Below are 21,318 nucleotides of genomic sequence, written 5' to 3'. Positions count from 1 at the left end.
ACAGCGTGTTTCTTAAGGAGCTCCGATGTCCGACACGAAGACCGAACCCACCCCGATCGACCCCGCCGTGTGGCGCACGGTCGGGGTCGTGCTCGTCGGCGGGATGGCGGTGCTGTTCGACACGACCATCGTCGCCGTCGCCCTGCACACCCTAGCCAGCGAACTGCACGCCTCCGTCGCCACGATCCAGTGGGTCAGCACGGGCTACCTGCTCGCCCTCGGCGTGACGATCCCGATCGCCGGCTGGGCGCAACGGATGCTCGGCGGCAAGCGGCTGTGGCTGATCGCCCTGACGCTGTTCCTGCTCGGGTCGGTGCTGTCCAGCCTCGCGTGGAGCGCCGGCAGCCTGATCGCCTTCCGCATCGTGCAGGGCGTCGGCGGCGGCATGCTGATGCCGCTCATGTCGACGATGGTCATGCAGGCCGCCGGCGGGCGGAACCTGGGCCGGGTCACGTCGGTGATCAGCCTGCCCGCGGTGCTCGGCCCGATCGCCGGCCCGGTCCTCGGCGGCCTCATCCTCCAGCACCTGCACTGGTCGTGGATGTTCTGGGTGAACGTGCCGTTCTGCATCGCCGGGATCGTGCTCGCCGTGATGTTCCTGCCGGCGGACGGCCCGGTGCGCCGGGCGCCGCTCGACATCGTCGGGTTCGCACTCCTCGCGCCCGGCCTGGTCGGCCTGCTGTGGGGCCTGTCGAACACCAGCAAGCCCGGCTCCTTCGGCCGTGGCGACGCGCTCGGCCCGCTGATCGCCGGGCTCGTGCTGCTCGCCGCCTTCACCGCCTGGGCGCTGCGCCGCCGCGGCCGCGCCCTCGTCGACCTGCTGCTGCTCCGGCACTGGCCGCTGGCATCGTCGTCGCTGCTGCTCTTCCTCTCCGGCATCACCCTGTACGGGGCCATGCTGCTGATGCCCCTCTACTTCCAGGAACTGCGCGGCACGTCCGCGCTCGGGGCCGGGCTGCTGCTCATCCCGCAGGGTCTCGGCACGCTGGCCTCACGGTCGCTCGCCGGGCGCCTCTCCGACAGCATGGGCGCGCGGCCGCTCGCGGTCATCGGATTCCTCGTCGTCCTGGCCGGCACCGTCCCGTTCGCCTTCGCCGGGGCGCACACGAACCAGTGGCTGCTGATGGCCGCGCTGCTCGTCCGCGGGGCCGGCCTCGGCATTGCGACCGTGCCGCTGATGGCCCTCGGCTTCCGCGACCTGGAACGCCACGAGGTGCCCGACGCGAGCATCATCATCCGCATCGCGCAGCAGGTCGGCGGCTCCTTCGGCACCGCGGTGCTCGCGGTGGTCCTGACCGGCGCGGCGACGGCGGCGACCTCGCCCACGGCCGCCTTCCAGCGGTCCTTCTGGTGGGCGATCGGATTCACCGTGGCGGGCGTGCTGCTCTCCCTCGCCCTGCCCGGCCGGCCGCCCACGACTGTCTCTCCGGCCGCCGCTGAGGCACGGGTGCCCGTCGGCTAACCGAGGAGCTCGATCACTCCGAAGCCGTCGTCGACCGTGGCGTCCGGCGACGGCCAGGCCGCCGGGTCCTCCCGGTCGGTGCGCGGCGACCTCATCAGGATCGCCTTCGCCACCTCGGCCCGGCGCGCGCACCGCACGTCACGGCGCCGGCTGTCCCCGACGAACCAGCACTCCGCCGGTGCGACGTCCAGCTCGGCCGCCGCCAGCCAGATCATCTGCGGGTTCGGCTTCCGCACCCCGGCCTCGTCGCTGTACACCTGCACCTCGAAGAAACCACCGACACCGGCCTTGGCCAGGAAGTCGCGGTGCGCCGCCCCGCAGAGCGTGTTGCTGACCACCGCCATCGGGATGCCGCGGTCGGCGGTGGCGGCCAGCATCTCGGGGATGCCGGGGCGCAGGGCCCAGTTGTGGCGCCAGGCCCAGTCGTAGCTGAGGCGCTTCACCGCCGCGCGTACCCGAACCTGCGCGGAGCTCGGCCACCCACCCAGCACGAACCTCTCCCACACCTCTGCCTGCGACAGCTCGTCGGGGTTGTCCTCGTCGCGCCAGCGACCGTAGGCCGCGTCCGCCTCGATCAGCCGATGCTGGATCTCACCGGGCGTCAGCACGCCGCCGGTCAGGTTGTAGATGTGCAGCACGACCTCGGGCGGCGGGGTCCGGCCCTTCGGCGCGTCGGCGAGCACCCCACCGAAATCGAGCAGCAGCGCCGCGGGGCTCACCGCTGCCCGTTGACGCCGAGGGTCCACGCGCGGACGCCGCCGAGGATGCCCGCCGTGTTCGGCACCACCACCACGTCGTCACCCATCCGGGCGAGCTGCGCCGCCGTGATCAGGCGCGAGTTGCCGCCGCCCAGGTAGAGCCGGTCCCACAGGTAGACCGGCCGCAGTCCCTCCACGACGTTGCGCACCCGGCGCGACCACAGCGCATCACCCAGCCGGCGCCGCTCGTGCTCCCCGATGTACGTGTCGTAGCTCATCCCCCAGCGCACCGGCGCCTGCGACATCTCCATGTGCGGCGCCAGCTTGCCGCCGTCGAACAGCGAGCAGCCCAGCCCCGTCCCGAGCGTGATCATCAACTCGCACCCGGTACCGGCGACCACCCCCGCGCCATGCACCTCGGCGTCGTTCAGCACCAGTGTGGGCAGCCCGAACGCCTCCGCCAGCGCGGTCCGGGCGTCGAACCCGTGCCACACCTCGACCAGCTCCGGGTCGACCTTGGTGCGCGGCCCGCTGCGCGTGACGTAATGCGGCGTGGCGACGACGACGCCGTGCCGGAGCATGCCCGGCATCCCGACCGTCACCCTGTCCGCCTGGGGCAGCCGCGCGCTCAGCTCGACCAGCGTCTTCACAAAAAGATCAGGATGCAGAGGGTACGGAGTGGGCACGCGCAACGGCTGCGCCCGCATCGTGCCTGCCTCATCCAGGACCGAGGCCTTGATGCCGCCGCCACCGCAGTCGATCGTCAGGGTGAATGCCACCTGAACAGTGTCGCCCACCCGGCGGAACACCGCGAGTAGGGTCTGCGCCGATGAAAATCACCACGCGCAACGCGAGTTTCCAGCAGTGGCAGGCGTTGCTGACGAACCGCACCAAGCGCCAGCGATCCGGCACGTTCCTCGTCCAGGGTGTGCGGCCCATCACTCTCGCCACCCAGCACGGCTGGACCGTCGAGACCCTCATCTACTCCGACCGGCAGGCCCTGTCGTCGTGGGCGCGCGACCTCCTGGACGAGACCGGCGCCACCCCCGTGGCGATGGCGCCCGACCTGGTGGCCGAGCTGGCCGAGAAGGACGAGGCGGAACTCATCGCCGTGGTCCGCCGCCCGCCCGACGACCTGAGGAGGATCCGCGCCGACCGGCGGCTGCTCGTGGTCGTCTTCGACCGCCCGTCCACGCCCGGCAACATCGGCACCCTGATCCGGTCGGCGGACGCGTTCGGCGCCTCGGCCGTCATCGTCACCGGGCACGCGGCCGACCCCTACGACCCCCGTTCGGTACGGGCGAGCACCGGCTCCCTCTTCGCCCTGCCGGTGATCCGCGCCGATTCGCACGGCGAGGTCCTCGACTGGCTCGCCACGCTCGGCAACCTGCCCGTGCGAGTGGCGGGCACCGACGAGCACGGCCCGGTGGACATCGCGGACTACGACCTGACCGGCCCGCGCGTGCTGCTGATCGGCAACGAGACCAACGGCCTGTCCGCGGGCTGGCGCGAGGCGGCCGACGACATGCTGCGCATCCCCATCACCGGCGCCGCCAGCTCCCTCAACGCGGCCGCGGCGGCGACGGTCGTCCTGTACGAGGCCGCCCGGCAACGCTCGGCGCCCGCCCGCAACGCCTGACCACCCGCACCACCTGACCGCCCGCAACGCTCGGCGCCCGCCCGCGACGCCTGACCACCCGCAACGCCTGACCGCCCGCAACGCTCGGCGCCCGCCCGCGACGCCTGACCGCCCGCACCGCGCTGGGCGGCGGTCAGCGCTGGAGAAGCGGCTCGACCGCGGCCACCAGGGCGGCGGCGCAGTCGTCCTCGCTCGCCCAGGGGAGATCCTCGGTGAAATGGGTGAGGAACGCGTAGTTGAGGCACCCGCCCATCAGCATGTGCGCGATCGCCACCGGGTCGGCCGCCGCGGACACCCGGCCGGCCTCCTGCTCCGCCCGCAGGTAACCGGCCACCCCCTCGGCCACCTTCTGCGGTCCCAGACCGGCCTGGCGCATCGACTCACGATGCGCGGCCAGCAGCTGGGGCTCGGCGAAGAGCGAAGCGGCCATCGGAAACGTACGCCGGTAGAACTGCAACCCGGCCCGCACCAGCTCGCCGAGGGTGTCCACCACCTCGCCCCGGCCGACCCGGGCGGGCAGCTCTCGCAGCAGAGGGGACAGTCCCGGGGCGCGCTCGTCCAGCACCGCGAGGAACATCTCCTCCTTGGTGCGGAAGACCTTGTAGAGCATCGCCTCGGAGTACCCGGCCTGCCGCGCGATCTCTTTCGTGGTGGTGCGCGCCAAGCCCAGGGTGCCCATCACGTGGGCGGCGGCGTCCAGAATGCGGTCACGGCTTTTCTCAGGCATGTCTTCTGCAGCATAGTGGTTAGTGAGCACTCACTCACCAGCGTTACGCGAGGAGATCCGCCATGCGAATCACCGTCATCGGAGGGACCGGCGGCACCGGGAGCCAGGTGATCGAGCAGGCCCTGGACGCCGGCCATCAGGTCACCGCCGTCGTCCGCGACCCGTCCCGGCTCCCCGCCCGCGCCGCCGGAGTCCGCGCCGGCCCGGCCGCCGGAGCCTCTCCGGATCACCCCGCCGCGGTCCCCGCGCAACCCGGCACGCTGACCGTCGTCACCGCCGACGTCCTGCGGCCCGACGAGCTCGGTCCGGCCGTCGAGGGCAGCGACGTCGTGATCACCGCCCTGGGCCCGCGCGGCCGTTCACCCGAGCCGCTGGTCACGCCCGCGCTGGAGGCCCTGCTCGCCGCCGAGCCGCCACGGGTGATCCTGGTCAGCAACAGCGGCATGCACACCGAGGGCGATCCCTGGGCGCTGCGGACCCTGATCAAGCCAATCCTGCAGTGGGTGCTGCGACACCACTACGCGGACGCGTTGCGCGCCGAGCAGACGCTGCGCTCCTCGGGCGTGCCGTGGACCGTCGTCCGGCCGCCGCGGCTCACGAACGGGCCGCTGACCGGCACCTACCGGTCCACCACGCAGGGCAACCCGCGCTGGGCCGGCAGCATCTCCCGCGCCGACCTGGCGCACTGCCTCGTGCACGCCGCCGCCGACCCCGGCACCACCGGCAAGGCGATCAGCATCGGCTACTGAGACCCGGCCGGACCCTCGCCGCCGACCCCAGCCGGACCCCGCCGCCGACCCCAGCCGGACCCCGCCGCCGACCCCAGCCGGACCCCGCCGCCGGCCCGGCTACCTCCGCCGTCCCTCGACTACAAGCGCGTGCGGGTGATCGTGGGAATCGGCGGGAGCGCACCGGCAGGAAGCTGCAACCGCTCCTCAGTGGACCTCGTCGGCCCAGGTGCGCCAGTTGTCGATCACGCCGTGCAGCGCCGGGGTCAGCCAGCCCGGCGCCGACCGCCGGAACACGCCCGGCTCCATGCCGCCCGCCCCGTCCGGCAGGGCGCCGACCAGGTGCGGCACCAGCTCGCTCAGATTCGCCCAGTGCACCAGTTCCGGGTCGGCGGGCCAAGCCCCCAGGACAACCCCGGCGGGTACGCCCCGGCGGGCCAGCGCCTCCAGCGTCAACGCGGTGTGGTTGAGCGTGCCGAGTCCCGCCCGGGCCACCACGACCGTGCTGACGCCCAGCGTCGTGGCCAGGTCGGCGAAGGTCCACGCCTCCCCCGACGGCCGCACACCCATCGGCACCAGCAGGCCGCCGGCCCCTTCCACGAGCACCAGATCGTGCCGTTCCGCCTCGGCGCGGATCGCGTCCACGACTTCGTAGAGTTCCAGCGGCGGCAACTCGGCGACCTTGGCGGCGGCCAGCGGGGCGAGCGGTTCCGGGTAGGTGGCCAGCGTCCGGGCGGTGTGCGGGGCGGCGAGACGCTGAACCTGCTCGACATCGGTGGGGACGCCGAGCACCGTACCCGTCTGACCGGGTTTGATCACCGCGACCCGCAGTCCCGCGGCCTGAGCCGCGGCGGCGATGGCGGCCGTGACGATCGTCTTGCCGACGTCGGTGTCGGTCCCGGTGACCAGCACGATGCCGCGCCATTCGGGTCCTTCGACGCGGCGCGGCCGGGCGGCCGGCTCGGGGGCCTGCGCGGCCAGCTCGGCCTCGACCTCCTCGTGCAGCTGCTCCGCGGCGTCGGGCTGGGCCAGCTCGTTCCCGCCCTCGCCGGGCGCCGGCGACACGGGCACGACGGGATCGGGCACCGGCACCACGACGGGCTCCGGCTCCACGACCGGGCCGGGCTCCACGACCGGGCCAGGTTCCACGACCGGCAGGGGCTCGACGACCGGACCGGGCTCCTCGACCGGGGCGGGATCGGCGATCGGCTTCGGCTCCACGACCGGACTCGAATCCACTTGCGATCCCTGATCCGCCACCGATCCCGGCTCTGCCACGGGCTCCGACTCCACCACCGGGCTCGAGGTCGTTGCCGGGCTCGAGGTCGTTGCCGGGCTCGGCACCGCCCCCGACGTCGATGCATTCTGCACCGCCGCGTCCGGCGAGACCTGGTCGGGCGCTGCCCCTCCGGAAGTCTCAGCCAGACGCATGGTGGGGCGCCGGCCCGACGCGGGCTCGCCGAAGTTGGGCTTGGCGACACCGGGCGCACTAGGCGTAGGCACCAGCACAGCCGCCGGCGACCGGCGGCCCGCGACAGGTTGCGGCGCGACGCGAACCGGCTGGGAAACCGACCACGACGTCCGCCGCGCATCCCCGCTGGCAAGCACCGCGAGGCGCGGCACCGGACCGGGCAGCGCGTGACCGGACGCCGGCCCGGCAGGCACGTGCCCACGAGACGCCGGGCCGGCGGTCGCCTGAGCGCGCGGCGCCGCGGCAGGCAACGCATGACCACGCGACGCCGGGCCGGCGGGCGCCTGAACGCGCGGCGCCGCGGCAGGCAGCGCATGACCACGCGACGCCGGCCCCGCAGGCACGGGCTCGGCAGGTGTGGACGCGGGGCGTTTCGAGGTGGGTGGCGAGGTGGACGTGGTGGAGCTCGGGGGGCGGGCTGGTGCGGGGCTCATGGGGCGCACTCCACGATGACGTCGAGGGCTCGGCGGAATTCGCTGTCCGGGACGCCCGCATTGAGGGTCAGGCGCAGGCGGCTGGATCCGTCGGGGGTGGACGGTGGGCGGAAGCAGCCTACGGCCACGCCCCGGTCCCGGCAGTCGGCCGCCCACGCCAGCGCCGCCTCGGGGCCCGGCGCCGGCACCGACAGCACGCCGGCCGCGGGACGGACCACCGGGAAACCGGCCGCGGCGAGGCGGCGCACGGTCAGGTCGGCCCGCTCGGCCAGCAGGGCGCGGCGGTCGTCGGCGGACCGGGCCACGTGCAGGGCAGCGCGAACTCCGGCCACGACCACGGGCGGTGGCGCGGTGTCGTAGATGAACGTACGGCTCGTGTCGACGAGGTGGCGGATGAACTGCCCGGGGCCGGCCACCACGCCGCCGGCGCCGCCCAGGGACTTGGACAGGGTCGCCGTGATCAGGACATCGGGGAGGCCGGCCAGTCCCGCGGCGGCCACCCCGCCCGCGCCCCCGGGGCCGAGCAGGCCGAGCGCGTGAGCGTCGTCGACCAGCAGCAACGCGCCCCGGGGCGAGGTCACCTCGTGCAGGGCGGCGAGGGGCGCCAGGTCGCCGTCCACCGAGAACACCGACTCCGTCACCACGACGGCGTCCCGGCCGGGGTGGGCGTCCAGGATCTCGGCGACCGCGCGCGGATCGGCGTGCGGGGTCACGACCGTCTCGGCGCCGGAGATCTTGCAGCCGTCGATCAGCGAGGCGTGGTTGTAGGCGTCCGAGACGACCAGGCCGCCCCGCGGGGCAAGAGCCCGGACGGCGCCCAGGTTGGCCAGGTAGCCGGAGGAGAACACCAGCGCACGCTCGGCGCCCAGCCAGCCGGCCAGGTCGTCCTCGAGGGCGGTGTGCGCGGCGGTCGAGCCCCGGACCAGGCGCGAACCGGTCGCTCCCAACCCGTACGCGTCAAGGGCCTGAGCGGAAGCGGCGACGACCGCGGGGTGGGCGGCGAGACCGAGATAGTCGTTGCCGGCCAGATCGACGACGGAGTCGGCGGCATCCCGCGGCCGCAACTCACGGGTGAGCCCAGCCTTGGCCCGGCCGCGAGCCAGGTGTTCCAGCGCCGCCAACCAGCCCGCCAAACCAGCCTCACAATCGTCGCCGGCCGCCATCTCCCGGCCCCCACCGAACCATGCCCGACCGAGCCCGTGCCGGACAACATCGCACCGAGTCACCGGGATGGGCCGGGGACTTCCGGGTTGTAGGGTACGGGCATGCCAGAGATCATCGACCGGGCCCGCGCCCAGGTGCTCGCTGACGGTGCCGGCCTGGACGAGGCGGGTGTCCTCGAGGTGCTGCGGTTGCCCGACGACGATCTGCCCGAGCTGCTCCAGCTCGCCCACGACGTGCGGATGCGCTGGTGCGGCCCCGAGGTCGAGGTCGAGGGCATCGTGTCGCTGAAGACCGGCGGCTGCCCCGAGGACTGCCACTTCTGCTCGCAGTCCGGCCTGTTCACATCGCCGGTGCGCGCCGTCTGGCTGGACATTCCCGCGCTGGTCGAGGCGGCCCGGCAGACCGCCGCGACGGGCGCCACCGAGTTCTGCATCGTGGCCGCCGTGCGCGGTCCCGACCAGCGCCTGATGGACCAGATGCGCGAGGGCGTCAAGGCGATCCGGGAGGCCGTCGACATCCAGGTCGCGGCCAGCCTCGGCATGCTCACCCAGGCGCAGGTCGACGAGCTGGTCGAGATGGGCGTGCACCGCTACAACCACAACCTGGAGACGTGCCGCTCCTTCTTCCCGAACGTGGTCAGCACCCACTCGTGGGAGGAGCGTTTCAGCACGCTGGAGATGGTGCGGGCGTCCGGCATGGAGGTCTGCTGCGGCGGCATCCTCGGCCTGGGCGAGACGATCGAGCAGCGCGCCGAGTTCGCCGGCCAGCTCGCCCAGCTGGACCCGCACGAGGTCCCGCTCAACTTCCTCAACCCCCGGCCCGGCACGCCCCTCGGCGACCGCGCGGTGGTCGACGGCAAGGACGCGCTGCGCGCGATCGCGGCGTTCCGCCTGGCACTTCCCAAGACCATTCTCCGGTACGCCGGGGGCCGCGAGATCACCCTCGGCGACCTGGGCACACGAGACGGCCTGCTCGGCGGCATCAACGCGGTGATCGTGGGCAACTACCTGACCACGCTGGGCCGCCCCGCCACCGCCGACCTGGACTTGCTGGCCGAGCTGAAGATGCCGGTCAAGGCCCTGTCGGCCACGCTGTGACGGCGCCCGCGGTGACCTTCTGCGACCGCTGCGGCGACTCTCTCACCCAGGGCGACCACGCTTCGTGTACGGCGGCCCGCCGGCTCGAGCCGCCGCGTTACTGCCCGCAGTGCCGCCGCCGCATGAAGGTCCAGGTCGTGCCGACCGGCTGGACGGCCACCTGCGTCGAGCACGGCGACACCCACTCCTGATGCCTGTCGTGGCTGCTCGCCGCCCGGCAGCTTCCGGCCCCAACGGCTGCCACCCGCCGCGCGCCCACTCGCCGCGCGCCCACTCGCCGCGCGCCCACCCGCCGCGCGCCCACCCGCCGCGCGCCCACCCGCCGCGCGCCCACCGGCTGAACCTCCGCTGCCCGCGCCTCGACTCGCCGCGCGCCCGTCGGCCGGTCATTCACCCACCGCGCCTTGACCTGTCGCGCCGCCGTGACCTGCCGCGCCGCCGTGCCGCGGCGCGGCGGGGCTGAACGCGATGGCGGTCTGGTCACGGCTGCGCGGCCGCACGGTGACGTTGCGCTTGGCGGAAGAGCCGGACGTCGCCGATCTGGTCCGGATCCGCTCGACATCGGAGGTCCACTCCCGGTGGCGCGGCGACGACCTGGCCGCCGAGACCCGCGAGTCGATAGCCACCGAGGACACCGAGTTCTACGTGATCGAGCTGGACGGCCGCGTGACCGGCGCGATCCAGTGGTCGGCCGAGGACGACCCCGACTACCGCCACGCGAGCATCGACATCTATGTGGACCCGGCGTTCCACGGCCGAGGCATCGGCACCGACGCGGTCCGCACCCTGGCCACCCACCTGATCGACGACCAGGGCTTCCACCGTCTGGTGATCGACCCCGCGGCCGACAACACCGCGGCGATCCGCTGCTACACCAAGGTCGGCTTCCGCCCGGTAGGCATCATGCGCCAATACGAACGCGACGCCACCGGCTGGCACGACGGCCTCCTGATGGACCTCCTCGCCGCCGAGTTGATCCGCGACTGATGCCCCGCCTCACGGTCCCCGCCCACCAGGTCCGCGACTGATGCCCCGACCGCGGCCGAACTCGACGCCCTCTGACCAACACGAAGACATCCACGCGAGCAACACCGGTTCGGCGGAGGGCAGACGCACGCCCGGCAGGACCAACGCCCGGCAGGACCAACGCCCGGCAGGACCAACGCCCAGCAGACGCGACCCGAAAGGCGCGGAGACCCTCGGCTGCGGTGAGCCCGGAACCCGGACTCACCGCAGCCGCTCTCACCCCACTACCCGAAGGTCGCGGGAGCTCTCAGCGCCGACCAGTGCGGCGGCATCTCAGCTCGACGTCGGCGGTGGCTGCCTGACATCGGCCGTGGCGGGATAGGTGCCAGCAGGGTGGGTGCCAGCAGGGTGGGCGCCAGCAGGGTGGGCGCCGCCAGAGTCGGCGCCGGTCGCGTAGGTGCCGGTGGCGGCTCGGGCGGTGGCCGGGCCAGCGGTGGCGGCGGCTGGGGCGGAGTCGGCGCCGGCAGGGTGGGCGGAGTGGGCGCCGGGGACCGTGAGGGTCACCGTCAGCATGTCGCCGTCGCGGTCGGCTGGGCCAGCGCCCAAGCGGCGCAACGTGCGGAGCATGGCGATGTTGTCCGCCGACGTGTGTGCCACCACCGCCGCGAAGCCGCCCCGGCCCGCCCATGTCACCAGGCGGCGCAGCAGCGCTGTGCCCAGGCCTCGGCGTTGCCACGCGTCCTCGACCAGCAGCGACGCCTCGCCCAGGTCGCCCTCGGCCAGGAGGGTGGCCTTGCCGACGACGTGTTCCTCCCCGCTGCGCGGGTCGGTGTGCACGGCCAGCAGGGTGAGGCCGCCGATCGGTTCGAGGAGTTGTCGCAGCCGGGTGTCGGTCGGCACCCCTCGGGGGTAGCGCAGGTCGCGGGCCGCGGCCGAGCAGCGGGCGTGCAAACGGCGGACCGCCTCGGCGTCGTCGGCGGTCGCGACCCTCAGGAGGAGCTCGTCGCCGGAGGGCAGGAGCATCGTGGTGCGGGTGTCGTCCCGCCGGAGGAGCGTCGCGCTCAGCTCGATCAGCGCCTGCGCCCGGGCGAACTCGGCGGGTGTGAAGACCGGCGCCGCCCGCAGCACCTCGAACGCCCCGCCCGCGGGGTCGACCAGGGTCATCTGCCCGGCGGTGAAGCCGTGCCCGGCGGCGGCCTCGGGGCGCCAGCGGACCTCGCCGGCGTCGAGCAGGCCGACCAGTGCCTCGCCCAGCGCGTCGGGGTCGTGCACGAGCCGGCCGGCGAGGGCCAGCGCCCGGGTCGGCGGGTCGGCCAGTCCTTGTGCCTCGGCCCGGGCGACGAACACGTCCCGGCCCCGGCCGCGCTCAACGGCGGCGAGCATGTCGCGTTCCGACATGGTGTCGGGGGCGTCGACCAGGAAGTCGTCGACCGCGCCCGCCTCGGTGGTGTGCACCTGGACGGCCAGGATGTTGACCGACTTGAGCGCCAGGCTCGCGGTCAGCACCGACAGGTAGCCAGGGCGGTCCTCGACGGTCGCCCTCACCCGCCACAGAGCCATCAGTCGCCCCCTTGAGGAGAAGCCAAATCCGGAACCGAATTTAAGCCTGCCGCGCGGGTGTTACCTCGGCATTGCCGATGCTTGCCGACTTATGAGGGGTCGGTCACAACCGATGCCACAGGCGGCACAACAGACGCCACAGGCGGCACACCGACCTGGTCGAGGCGGTCGCCGAGGATCACGGCCGCGGCTCGGACGAGCTGGGCGACCCGGTCGACCTCGGTCACGTGGAAGGCGGCGGAGGAGGTCTCCTCGTCGTCGCCGCGCGCCACCACCAGGACGAGACCGGCACGGCCGAAGGGCGCCACCGCGTACTTCGTGCGCTCGGGGCCGGTCATCGGGCGGGCGCGCAGCGGGGTCACCTCGGGGAGGACCAGCGGGGACGGCGCGCGCCAGGACGCGTACGCGATCGCCGGCTCGCTCACGGACGCCTGCGGTGCGGTCGCCCGCTCGGCCCAGTCGGCGGGCACCACGACGGCGGCGGCCCAGTCGGCGGCGAGCAGCCCGGGCACCGCGTCGACCAGGGTGGCCAGTCCGTCCGACGGGTTGGCGGCGACCTGGGCCAGCAACTCGGCGTCGTGCCCGCCGGAGACGGGCGCGCCGATCGCCTTCCACACCCCGTCGACCTGGACGCCGGGGATCGCGGCGAGGCCGGCCAGGAGCCGTTCGACCCGGGCGGCGCCGGGCCAGACCACGGTGAAGTCGTCGACCGCGCGGCCGCCGAGTCGCTCGAGCACCACCACCTGGACGATGTCGGCGCCCGCGACGCCGAGCGTCCGGGCGATCTGCCCGAGCGCACCGGGGCGGTCGGGCAGGGTGACGCGAACCCGCAGCAACATCAAGCTCCCCTCGAAAAGCACTTCCGGCGTCCACTCTGCCAACAGGGCGTTTCACCCCGGTTGCGACGCCGTGTCCCCGTCATAAAGGGCAGCATATGAGCGGCTAGGCCGAGCTTCGACGGACCAGGTGGGTGTCGAGCAGAACGTGCGAAACGACGTCCCGTCCGGCGATCAGGTCGATCAGCAGCGCGGCCATCGTCCGGCCCAGTTCCTCGACCGGCTGGTGGACGGTGGTGAGGGGCGGATCGGTACGCCGGGCCACGTCCGCGTCCTCGAATCCGACGAGCGCCACGTCCCGCGGCACCACGCGCCCGGCCTCCCGCAGCGCCCGCAGCGCGCCGGCCGCCATCAGGTCGCTGGCCGCGAACACGGCGTCCACGTCGGGGGCCGAGGCCAGCAGGGCGCACATGGCCGCGTACCCCCCTGCCTCACTGAAATCACTGACCTCGACCACCTCGGGAGCGTGCGCGGGCAACGCGGCGCGGTAACCGCCGAGCCGGTCCCGGCCGACGGCCATGTCCTGCGGCCCGGCGATGGTGGCCACCCGCCGCGCGCCGAGGCTCAGCAGGTGCCGGACCGCGAGGGTCGCGCCACCCACGTTGTCCACGTCCACGAAGGCGTCCCCGGATGTCTCGACGAAGGGCCCTCCGCCCAGCACGAACGGCATCCGGCGGGCCCGGAGCAGCGCGGGCAACGGGTCGTCGTCGTGCAGCGAGAGCAGCAGCACGCCGTCCACGTGCTGGTCGGTGAGGTGGTGCTCGACCCGTTGCCGCTGGGCGGGCGTGGCGGCCATCGCCAGCCAGAGCTGCAGTGACGTCTCCAGCAGGGTCTCGTTGATGCCACGCACCACGCCGGCGAAGAACGGCTCGCCGAAGACCCGTTCCTGGGACTCGGACACCACCAGGGCGACGGCGTCGGTCCGCTGCGTCACCAGCGACCGGGCGGCCCGGTTCGGCACGTAGCCGAGTTGGCTGATCGCGGCCTCGACGGCGGCCTTGGCACGGGGGCTGACCTGCGCCGATCCGTTGACGACCCGGGACGCGGTGCCACGGCCGACACCGGCCAGCGCGGCGACCTCCTCGAGTGTCGGCCGGCCGGCTGCGGAGCGGTGCACCTGCCTGGTCACTTGCGCATTATCAACTCAGTCGCCCGGAACGGCATAGTCTGTATCGGTGATCTGCCGAGCCTGCCGGGAGAAGCGGCACGACGACTGCCGCGGCGGCTCGTGGTGCGACTGCCAGCACCGGCCGGTGGTTCCGGTGCCGCCGGTGACCGGGCCACCCGGGCCGTGACTGAGATCCGCCGGCTGTGGCCGGAGGCCGGCGGGCCGCTCGACGACGACGCGCTGCTGGAGTGCTACGCCTACCCCGCTGGGCTCGCTCGGGATGGGCCCACGCTGCGGATGAACTTCGTGAGCAGCGCGGACGGCGCGGCCACGGTGGATGGCCGGTCCGGCCCGCTGGGCGGTCCGGGCGACAAACGGATCTTCGACATGCTGCGGCTGCGTTGTGACGCACTCTTGGCGGGGGCCGCTACGGTACGTGAGGAGCAGTACGACGCCCTGCGCCCCGATCCGGTGTGGCGGGAGGCGAACGGGCTCCCGCCGTACCCCCTGATGGTGATCTTGTCCCGTTCTCTTGATCTTGACCCTGATCAGGCGATCTTCACCGACGCACCCCGTCCTCCACTGGTACTGACCGGGCCGGGGGCCGAGCCGGGCCGACTGGCGGACGTGGCCGAGATCGTCACCGTGAGCAATCTCACCGAAGGGTTGGCGGAGGTACGCCGGCGCGGGGGCATCCGCATCCTCTGCGAGGGCGGGCCGTCGGTGTTCGGGCAGCTCATCGCGGCCGACCTGGTCGACGAGCTGTGCCTGACCATCTCGCCGTTGCTCGCCGGCGGCTCCGCCGGCCGGATCTCCCACGGGCCGCCTGCCGAGGCGCGGGAGATGTCGCTGCGGCAGGTCCTGACCGATGGCGGCCAGCTTTTTCTGAGGTACGGGCGCAGCTAGCAATTGTGGACAAGTCTGTGGATGACCACTAGAAGTTGTGGAAACTCGATGCCAACCGACGTGGTGTCCGTCGATTTGTCGTACCACTGGTGCACCATGATCCCGTGCTAGACGACGTCACCCCTCCCGGCGACCCGGTCGGCCGTGTGCTCGGCACGGCCGACGCCACCCCGCTGCAGTTCTGGACGGCGGTGACCCCGGGCAGCTACCTGCAGCTCGACGACGTCGTGGTGACCCGGCGCGACCTGCCGGGACGTGAGCCGGTGACGATCGCCGGCGTGGTCACCCAGGTGCGGGCGCGGCACGAGGGCGCGCAGTTCGACTCGGACGTGTTCGCGATCGCCGACGGCACGCTGCCCGCCGTGGTGCAGGAGGCCGCCGAGATCACCACCACCCGGGTCGATCCGGAGTTCTACGTGCCGCCGCAGCCGGGCGCGGTGGTCTACCGGGCGGCCGCCGAGGCGCGCGACGCGGCCCTGCACTTCGACCGGATGGAGCGGCGCATCCCGATGGGCACCGGGCGCGACGGCGTGCCGGTCTTCCTCAACGCCGACTTCCTCGACGGCACCCGGGGCGCGCACGTCTCGATCTCCGGCATCTCCGGCGTGGCCACCAAGACCAGCTTCGCGACGTTCCTGCTCTACTCGGTGTTCCGCTCCGGGCAGCTGGGTGCCGACGCCACCAACGCCAAGGCCCTGATCTTCAACGTCAAGGGCGAGGACCTGCTGTTCCTCGATCATCCGAATGTCCGGCTGGACGAGCCGACCCGGGCGGCGTACAAGCTGCTCGAGCTGCCGTCGATCCCCTTCCCGGACGTCCGGGTCTACGCGCCGCCCCGGGCCGGCGACTCGACCGGCACGCCCGACGTGACCAGCCGGATCACCGGGATCGACGCGTTCTACTGGACGCTCGAGGAGTTCTGCGCCAACCGGCTGCTCCCCTACGTCTTCGCCGACGCCGACGACGAGCGCCAGCAATACACGATGGTCGTCCACTCGGTGACCGCCCACCTGCACCGGCACGCGGTGCCGGCCGAGGGCGGCATCAGCATCGACGGCCGCCGCATCGGGTCGTACGGCGACCTGGTCGACCACATCGTCGAGCAGCTCACCGACGACGAGACCCGGTCCACCTGGGCCGGCTCGGCGGTGAACATGGGAACGGTCAACGCCTTCGCCCGCCGCATGATCAACAGCAAGCGCGACCTGGCCCGGCTGATCCGCGGCGACCTGGCCGCCCGCCGCCCGCACCAGATCAAGACCGCCGAGAGCGCTCAGGTCACGGTCGTCGACCTGCACAACCTGCCGGACCGCGCGCAGCGCTTCGTGGTCGGCGTGACGCTGAAGACCGAGTTCGAGGAGAAGGAGAAGGCGGGCACCGGCAAGCCGCTGCTGTTCGTGGTGCTCGACGAGCTGAACAAGTACGCGCCGCGGGAGGGCACCTCGCCGATCAAGGAGGTGCTGCTCGACATCGCCGAGCGCGGCCGCTCGCTCGGCGTGATCCTGATCGGCGCGCAGCAGACGGCCAGCGAGGTGGAACGCCGGATCGTCACCAACTCGGCGATCCGGGTGGTCGGCCGGCTCGACCCGGCCGAGGCGTCCCGCCCGGAGTACGGCTTCCTGCCCCCGGCCATGCGGCAGCGCGCGTTGCTGGCCCGGCCGGGCACGATGTTCGTCAACCAGCCGGACATCCCGGTCCCGCTCTGTGTCGAGTTCCCGTTCCCGGCCTGGGCCACCCGGTTCTCCGAGGCCGGGCCGCCGCCGTCCGACTCGATGCGCTCGATCGTTCAGGGCGCCGACCCGTTCGCGGTCGTGGGTGGCCGCACCGGTGGCGCCGACGACGACATCCCCTTCTAAGGTTGCCCGATGCGCGTTCTGCACACGTCCGACTGGCACGTTGGCAAGGTCTTGAAGGGTCACAACCGCGAGGACGAGCACAAGGCGGTGCTCGCCGAGGTGATCGCGATCGCCGAGCGGGAGCGGCCCGACCTGGTGCTGATCTCCGGCGACCTGTACGACACGGCAGCGCCGACCCCGGCCTCGACCCGGCTGGTGACCCGCGCCCTGTCCGCGCTGCGCCGCACGGGCGCCGAGGTGGTGGCGATCGGCGGCAACCACGACAACGGCCCGGCCCTGGACGCGCTGCGGCCGTGGGCGGAGGCGGCCGGCATCACCGTCCGGGGCGCGGTGTCCGCCAACGCCGATGACCTGCTCATCACCGGCGTCACGGGCAGCGGCGAGCGCTGGCAGCTGGTCGCCCTCCCGTTCCTCTCCCAGCGGTACGCGATCCGGGCCGCCGAGATGTACGAGTTGAGCGCGGCCGAGACGCAGCAGACGTACGCGGATCATCTCGCCCGCCTGATCGCCCGCCTGAGCGAGAAATTCGCCGAGCCCGGCGTGGTCAATCTCCTGACCGCGCACGTGACCGTGGTCGGCGCGAGCACCGGCGGCGGCGAACGGGAGGCGCACACCGTGATGGGCTACGCGGTGCCCGCGACCGTCTTCCCGGCCACCGCGCACTATGTCGCGCTCGGCCACCTGCACCGCGCCCAGCAGGTGATCGGCCCCTGCCCGGTGCGCTACTGCGGCAGCCCGCTGGCCATCGACTTCGGCGAGGAGGAGAACGTCTGCGGCGTGTCCATCGTCGATGTCTCCGCCGACAAGGCCGCCCGCGTCCGGGACGTGCCGGTGGAGGCGGCCAAGGTGCTGCGGACCGTGCGCGGCACCCTGGAACAGTTGTCGAAGGTGAACCTTCCGGAAGCCTGGCTTCGTGTCTTCGTGCGGGAGACCCCGCGGGCCGGCCTGCGAGAGGACGTACAGGACTTGTTGCCCAACGCGCTCGAGGTCCGGATCGACCCCGAGATGGTGCCCGACCGTAAGGGGGCACAGGCCCAGCGGCAGGGCCGCACCCCGCGCCAGCTGTTCGGCGACTACCTGGACAGCCGCGGCACGCCCGAGGACGGCGTCCGGGAACTGTTCGACGAGCTGTACGACGAGGTGAGCTCCACTCAATGAGGCCCCTGCGACTCGACATGGCCGGTTTCACCGTGTTCCGCGACGAGACCACGGTGGACTTCACCGACGCCGACTACTTCGCGCTGGTCGGGCCGACCGGCTCGGGCAAGTCGACGGTGCTCGACGGCATCTGCTTCGCGCTCTACGGCACGGTCCCGCGCTGGGGCGGCGCCCGCGGCATCGTCAACGCGCTGTCCCCGTCGGCCACCGAGGCCCGGGTCCGGCTGGTCTTCGAGTCGGCCGGCGACCGCTACGTCGCCACCCGCGTGGTGCGCCGGGACGGCCGCGGCAACGTGAAGACCTCCGGCGCGGGCCTCCAGCTGATGCCGCCCGGCTTCGACGTGTCCCGGCTGGACACCGGCATGAGCCTGGACGACCTGGGCGAGGTGCTGGCCGGCACTCCGGCCGAGATGGACCGCGCGGTGATCGAGGCGGTCGGCCTGCCGTACGAGCAGTTCACCAGCTGCGTGGTGCTCCCGCAGGGCCAGTTCGCCGACTTCCTGCACGCCAAGCCGGCCACCCGCCAGCAGATCCTGGTCAACCTTCTCGGCCTGCACGTCTACGAGGAGGTGCAGCAGCTCGCCACCACGCGCAGCAGCACCGCCGAGGGCAAGCTGGCCGCCATCGACCAGCTGCTGGAGGGCCTGGCCGACGCCGACGACGAGGCGGTCGCGACCGCCGAGGCGCAGCTGACCCAGATGCGCGACCTGGCCACGGCCGTCGAGGCCGCGGTGCCGGGCCTGCGCGAGATCCGGGGACGCGAGGCCACGGCGGCGCAGGCCCGCGACGCGCTGCGGGCCGAGGTGGCGGCGCTGACCGGGGTACGCACACCGGACGGCAGCGCCGAGCTGGTGGCCGCGGTGTCCGCCGCCCGCGAGACGGCGACCGCGGCGGCCGACGAGGTGCGGATCGCCGAGGAGCGCGAGGAGAAGATCCGCGGCGAGCTGACCGCGGCCGGTGACCCGGGCTCGCTCAAGCTGCTGCTGGACAGGCACGCCGAGCTGGACAGGCTGACCGGCCAGGCCGAGTGGTTCGCCGGCGAGGTGACCGTGGCCAAGGTCGAATTCGAGGACGCCTCGACCGCCGCCGACCTCGCGCACTCCGCGCACCTGGGCGCCACCCAGCTGCTCGAGCAGGCGCGCGCCGACTACACCGAGGCGCAGAAACTGGACCGGGCCGTGGCGCTGCGGGCGCACCTGAGTGCGGGCGACCACTGCCCGGTGTGCGAGCAGACCGTGACCGACGTGCCCGCGATGCCGACCGGCTCGGCCGTGCAGGCGGCGGAGGCCACCGGCAAGGCGGCCCGGTCCGCGGCCGAGGTCGCCGAGGCGGCGTGGAAACAGCGCGACGCGGTGGCCCGCAAGCTGGAGAGCAACCTCGAGCGCAAGAGCGCCCAGCTGGAACACCACATGTCCCGGCTGGCCGAGGTGCGCGCGGTGGTCGCCGACTCGCCCGGCGTCGAGGCGGTCCAGCAGCGCCTGGCCGAGCTGAACAAGTTGCAGAAACGACTCGAGGAGGCGGGCACGCGGGTCCGCGCCGCCCGGGAGGCGCAACGGAAGGCGCAGCGCGCGGTGGCCGTGGCGGAGGATCAGCAGCGGTCGGCGTGGCGGGCGTTCGACACCACCCGGGACGCGGTGGCGCGTTTCTCGCCCCCGCCGGCCGATCGCGACGACCTGGCACAGGCCTGGTCCACCCTGGTGGAGTGGGCTTCGGTCGAGCGGACGAACCGGACGGCGGCCCTCGGGTCGGCCGAGGACGCGGTCGCGCTCGCCCACGGCGCCACCCAGTCCGCCTTCGACGCCATCGCGGCCCTGTTCACCGAGGCCGGCCTTTCGGCGCCGCGGGACGACTCCGGTCTCATCCGGGCCGCCGCGGTGGCCGCGGAACGCGCCGGGTCGGCCTGGCAGCGGTTGGTCGACCGCCGCGAGCAGGCCCGCGACTTCACCGAGCAGCGCGCCACGCTGGCCCGCGAGGCGCAGGTGGCCAAGTCGCTGGCCGGGCATCTGCGGGCCAACAACTTCGAGCGCTGGCTTCTCGAGGAGGCATTGGACCTGCTGGTGGACGGCGCCTCCGGCATTCTGCGGGAGCTGACCGGCGGGCAGTACGACCTGATCCACGAGAAGGGCGAGTTCTGGGTCGTCGACCACTTCGACGCCGACCTGCGCCGCGGCGTGCGGACGCTGTCCGGCGGCGAGACGTTCCAGGCGTCGCTGGCCCTCGCGCTGGCCCTGTCCGAGCAGCTCGCCGGCATGTCCGCGACCGCCGCCAGCCTGGAGTCGATCGTGCTCGACGAGGGGTTCGGCACGCTCGACGCCACCACGCTCGACGTGGTCGCGGCGACCCTGGAAAACCTGGCCGCGCGCGGCGACCGGATGGTCGGGGTGGTCACCCACGTGAACGCCCTGGCCGAGCGGGTGCCGGTGCGCTTCGAGGTGCACAAGGACGCGCGGACCGCGTACGTGGAAAGGGTCGGCCTTTGACCGCGATGTTCGTCGACTCGTGGGATCCGTCCTACGGCGCCGCGTTCGAGGGTGACGGCGGGGACGGTCCGGCCTCGCCGAGCACCGCCCAGGTCGAGACGCACCACGAGGTGCCCGACGCGGAGTGGGCCCCGATCGACGCCGGCCGTGGCGCCCGCTGCCCCGACGTGGTGCTGCTGGTCGACGGGGTGCGGCGCAACGACGCCCTGCTCTGGACCCGGGAGGACGACGGCACCTCGTACGCCGGGCTGGCCGCCTCCTTCGCCGCCGGGGTGGTCCGCTGCGACCTGGCGAACGGCGTGGCCGAGCTGGTGGCCGGCGCGCAGGTCGGCCGGGGGCTCTTCACGGCCAGCCCGTCCGCCGAGGACGTGCAGGCGGGTTCGGTGCGCTACACGGTCCGCCGGGTCAGCGGCTCCGGCGAGGTGAGCAAGCTGCCCGCGGCCGTGCAGGCGCCGCTCACCGAGCTGGAGATCGCGGTTTCGTCGGCCGCCCGCGAGGAGGACGACCTGCTGGTGGTCGACGGTCCGCTGCGCAGCCGCCGCCAGCTGCCCCGCACCCTCGGCTATGTGAAGACCCAGCAGCGGCAATATCTTTCGGCCCAGCTCACCGGCGTGGTCACGAGTCTGCTGCCGGGTCAGCGCACGCCGGTGTTCAAGATGGGTTCGCTGTGGGGCGGCTGGAGCTGGTACCTGCGCCTGCCCGGCAGCAGCGGCGCGCCGTGGGCCGGCATCGTGCGCATCGAGTGCTCCGCCGACCTCACCATCGAGCAGGCGGTGGAGCTGGCCGATCTGTCCGCGGTGACGGTGCCCCGGTTCGCGTCGTCGGCCTACAAGGACCCGCGCGCCCCGCAAAACCTGATCCCGATCGCCGGCCTGGAACGCCGCCTGCGCGGCATGCTCGGCGACGCCCGCGTTCTGCACCGAGCCCTGACTCTCTCCGCGGCCGCCGGCCGGCGCTGAGGCGCCGGGGAGTCCGTCGACGATCGCGGTCCGCGCGTAACCTTCCTCGATTCCGCTCCGTCATGGGTG

The 21,318-nt window shown here is 73.2% G+C and carries 19 protein-coding genes; 11 read left to right on the top strand and 8 right to left on the bottom strand.

Translation table 11 applies throughout. The features are described from left to right. The first annotated feature begins 25 nt into the window (after window positions 1–25). On the top strand, window positions 26–1,462 hold the full coding sequence (locus QSK31_RS10710) for an MDR family MFS transporter (protein ID WP_285683200.1): 1,437 nt from the start codon (window positions 26–28) through the stop codon (window positions 1,460–1,462). On the opposite strand, the gene QSK31_RS10705 is transcribed toward QSK31_RS10710, so the two are convergent. Both QSK31_RS10705 and QSK31_RS10700 read right to left on the bottom strand, forming a co-directional pair. Further along, the gene (locus QSK31_RS10705; RefSeq protein ID WP_285683199.1) at window positions 1,459–2,181 is read right to left on the bottom strand and encodes an HAD-IA family hydrolase; all 723 of its coding nucleotides are present in this window, start codon (window positions 2,179–2,181) and stop codon (window positions 1,459–1,461) included. The two genes, QSK31_RS10710 and QSK31_RS10705, sit on opposite strands and share 4 nt — an antisense overlap. Then, window positions 2,178–2,939, bottom strand: a complete 762-nt coding sequence (locus tag QSK31_RS10700; protein ID WP_285683198.1) for an ROK family protein — start codon at window positions 2,937–2,939, stop codon at window positions 2,178–2,180. Before QSK31_RS10700 ends, QSK31_RS10705 begins: the two co-directional genes overlap by 4 nt. A gap of 50 nt (window positions 2,940–2,989) precedes the next feature. Between QSK31_RS10700 and QSK31_RS10695 the strand changes: the two genes are divergently transcribed. Then, window positions 2,990–3,799, top strand: coding sequence for a TrmH family RNA methyltransferase (locus tag QSK31_RS10695; protein WP_285683196.1), 810 nt, complete (start codon window positions 2,990–2,992; stop codon window positions 3,797–3,799). 133 nt (window positions 3,800–3,932) lie between these two features. Here the strand turns inward: QSK31_RS10695 and QSK31_RS10690 are convergent, their stop codons facing one another. Next, entirely contained in the window at window positions 3,933–4,526 is a 594-nt protein-coding gene (locus QSK31_RS10690; RefSeq protein ID WP_285683195.1) for a TetR/AcrR family transcriptional regulator, read from the bottom strand. Window positions 4,527–4,588: 62 nt separating this feature from the next. Between QSK31_RS10690 and QSK31_RS10685 the strand changes: the two genes are divergently transcribed. After that, window positions 4,589–5,275, top strand: a complete 687-nt coding sequence (locus tag QSK31_RS10685; protein WP_285683194.1) for an NAD(P)-dependent oxidoreductase — start codon at window positions 4,589–4,591, stop codon at window positions 5,273–5,275. 186 nt (window positions 5,276–5,461) lie between these two features. Here QSK31_RS10685 and bioD read toward each other — a convergent pair whose 3' ends face one another. Continuing rightward, window positions 5,462–6,235, bottom strand: a complete 774-nt coding sequence (gene bioD, locus QSK31_RS10680) for a dethiobiotin synthase (RefSeq protein ID WP_502872937.1) — start codon at window positions 6,233–6,235, stop codon at window positions 5,462–5,464. A 920-nt stretch (window positions 6,236–7,155) separates the two neighbouring features. Beyond that, a complete protein-coding gene (locus tag QSK31_RS10675) occupies window positions 7,156–8,292 on the bottom strand; it encodes an 8-amino-7-oxononanoate synthase (RefSeq protein WP_285683193.1) in 1,137 nt (378 codons plus the stop codon). Window positions 8,293–8,424: 132 nt separating this feature from the next. Here QSK31_RS10675 and bioB point away from each other — a divergent pair, with 132 nt between their 5' ends. The 3 genes from bioB (at window position 8,425) to QSK31_RS10660 (ending at window position 10,407) form a co-directional block, all read left to right on the top strand. Continuing rightward, complete coding sequence (gene bioB, locus QSK31_RS10670; RefSeq protein WP_285683191.1) at window positions 8,425–9,420, top strand: biotin synthase BioB; 996 nt, start codon at window positions 8,425–8,427, stop codon at window positions 9,418–9,420. Next, on the top strand, window positions 9,417–9,611 hold the full coding sequence (gene bsaP, locus QSK31_RS10665) for a biotin synthase auxiliary protein BsaP (RefSeq protein ID WP_285683190.1): 195 nt from the start codon (window positions 9,417–9,419) through the stop codon (window positions 9,609–9,611). The genes bioB and bsaP overlap by 4 nt, the downstream gene beginning before the upstream one ends. A gap of 277 nt (window positions 9,612–9,888) precedes the next feature. Then, on the top strand, window positions 9,889–10,407 hold the full coding sequence (locus QSK31_RS10660; protein ID WP_285683188.1) for a GNAT family N-acetyltransferase: 519 nt from the start codon (window positions 9,889–9,891) through the stop codon (window positions 10,405–10,407). A gap of 312 nt (window positions 10,408–10,719) precedes the next feature. On the opposite strand, the gene QSK31_RS10655 is transcribed toward QSK31_RS10660, so the two are convergent. The 3 genes from QSK31_RS10655 to QSK31_RS10645 all read right to left on the bottom strand — a co-directional run bounded on the left by QSK31_RS10655 (window position 10,720) and on the right by QSK31_RS10645 (window position 13,911). After that, complete coding sequence (locus QSK31_RS10655) at window positions 10,720–11,946, bottom strand: GNAT family N-acetyltransferase (RefSeq protein WP_352244397.1); 1,227 nt, start codon at window positions 11,944–11,946, stop codon at window positions 10,720–10,722. Window positions 11,947–12,035: 89 nt separating this feature from the next. Further along, window positions 12,036–12,785 carry an ACT domain-containing protein gene (locus tag QSK31_RS10650; protein ID WP_285683186.1) on the bottom strand — a complete coding sequence of 250 codons (750 nt, stop codon included), beginning with the start codon at window positions 12,783–12,785 and terminating at the stop codon, window positions 12,036–12,038. 103 nt (window positions 12,786–12,888) lie between these two features. After that, window positions 12,889–13,911 (bottom strand): LacI family DNA-binding transcriptional regulator, encoded by a 1,023-nt coding sequence (locus QSK31_RS10645; RefSeq protein ID WP_285683184.1) that lies wholly within the window; start codon window positions 13,909–13,911, stop codon window positions 12,889–12,891. 162 nt (window positions 13,912–14,073) lie between these two features. Here QSK31_RS10645 and QSK31_RS10640 point away from each other — a divergent pair, with 162 nt between their 5' ends. The 5 genes from QSK31_RS10640 to QSK31_RS10620 all read left to right on the top strand — a co-directional run bounded on the left by QSK31_RS10640 (window position 14,074) and on the right by QSK31_RS10620 (window position 21,249). Further along, a complete protein-coding gene (locus tag QSK31_RS10640; protein ID WP_285683183.1) occupies window positions 14,074–14,796 on the top strand; it encodes a pyrimidine reductase family protein in 723 nt (240 codons plus the stop codon). A gap of 104 nt (window positions 14,797–14,900) precedes the next feature. Then, window positions 14,901–16,652, top strand: a complete 1,752-nt coding sequence (locus tag QSK31_RS10635; protein WP_285683181.1) for an ATP-binding protein — start codon at window positions 14,901–14,903, stop codon at window positions 16,650–16,652. A gap of 9 nt (window positions 16,653–16,661) precedes the next feature. Continuing rightward, the gene (locus QSK31_RS10630; RefSeq protein ID WP_285683180.1) at window positions 16,662–17,810 is read left to right on the top strand and encodes an exonuclease SbcCD subunit D; all 1,149 of its coding nucleotides are present in this window, start codon (window positions 16,662–16,664) and stop codon (window positions 17,808–17,810) included. Beyond that, window positions 17,807–20,290: an AAA family ATPase gene (locus QSK31_RS10625; RefSeq protein ID WP_285683179.1), complete on the top strand. Its 2,484-nt coding sequence runs from the start codon at window positions 17,807–17,809 to the stop codon at window positions 20,288–20,290. Before QSK31_RS10630 ends, QSK31_RS10625 begins: the two co-directional genes overlap by 4 nt. Further along, the gene (locus QSK31_RS10620) at window positions 20,287–21,249 is read left to right on the top strand and encodes a hypothetical protein (RefSeq protein WP_285683178.1); all 963 of its coding nucleotides are present in this window, start codon (window positions 20,287–20,289) and stop codon (window positions 21,247–21,249) included. The genes QSK31_RS10625 and QSK31_RS10620 overlap by 4 nt, the downstream gene beginning before the upstream one ends. The last annotated feature ends 69 nt before the right edge of the window (window positions 21,250–21,318 follow it).

Source organism: Actinoplanes sp. NBRC 103695 (genome assembly GCF_030269485.1).
Taxonomy (GTDB): Bacteria; Actinomycetota; Actinomycetes; order Mycobacteriales; family Micromonosporaceae; genus Actinoplanes.
Note: the sequence above shows the minus strand (reverse complement) of the source record. Positions and strands in the feature narration are given on the sequence as shown.

Bases quoted from the DNA above. Each gene is read 5' to 3' on its own strand.
- QSK31_RS10710 (WP_285683200.1), top strand. From the start codon at position 26: ATGTCCGACACGAAGACCGAACCCACCCCGATCGACCCCGCCGTGTGG.
- QSK31_RS10695 (WP_285683196.1), top strand. From the start codon at position 2,990: ATGAAAATCACCACGCGCAACGCGAGTTTCCAGCAGTGGCAGGCGTTG.
- QSK31_RS10690 (WP_285683195.1), bottom strand. From the start codon at position 4,526: ATGCCTGAGAAAAGCCGTGACCGCATTCTGGACGCCGCCGCCCACGTG.
- QSK31_RS10685 (WP_285683194.1), top strand. From the start codon at position 4,589: ATGCGAATCACCGTCATCGGAGGGACCGGCGGCACCGGGAGCCAGGTG.
- bioB (WP_285683191.1), top strand. From the start codon at position 8,425: ATGCCAGAGATCATCGACCGGGCCCGCGCCCAGGTGCTCGCTGACGGT.
- QSK31_RS10660 (WP_285683188.1), top strand. From the start codon at position 9,889: ATGGCGGTCTGGTCACGGCTGCGCGGCCGCACGGTGACGTTGCGCTTG.
- QSK31_RS10655 (WP_352244397.1), bottom strand. From the start codon at position 11,946: ATGGCTCTGTGGCGGGTGAGGGCGACCGTCGAGGACCGCCCTGGCTAC.
- QSK31_RS10650 (WP_285683186.1), bottom strand. From the start codon at position 12,785: ATGTTGCTGCGGGTTCGCGTCACCCTGCCCGACCGCCCCGGTGCGCTC.
- QSK31_RS10630 (WP_285683180.1), top strand. From the start codon at position 16,662: ATGCGCGTTCTGCACACGTCCGACTGGCACGTTGGCAAGGTCTTGAAG.
- QSK31_RS10625 (WP_285683179.1), top strand. From the start codon at position 17,807: ATGAGGCCCCTGCGACTCGACATGGCCGGTTTCACCGTGTTCCGCGAC.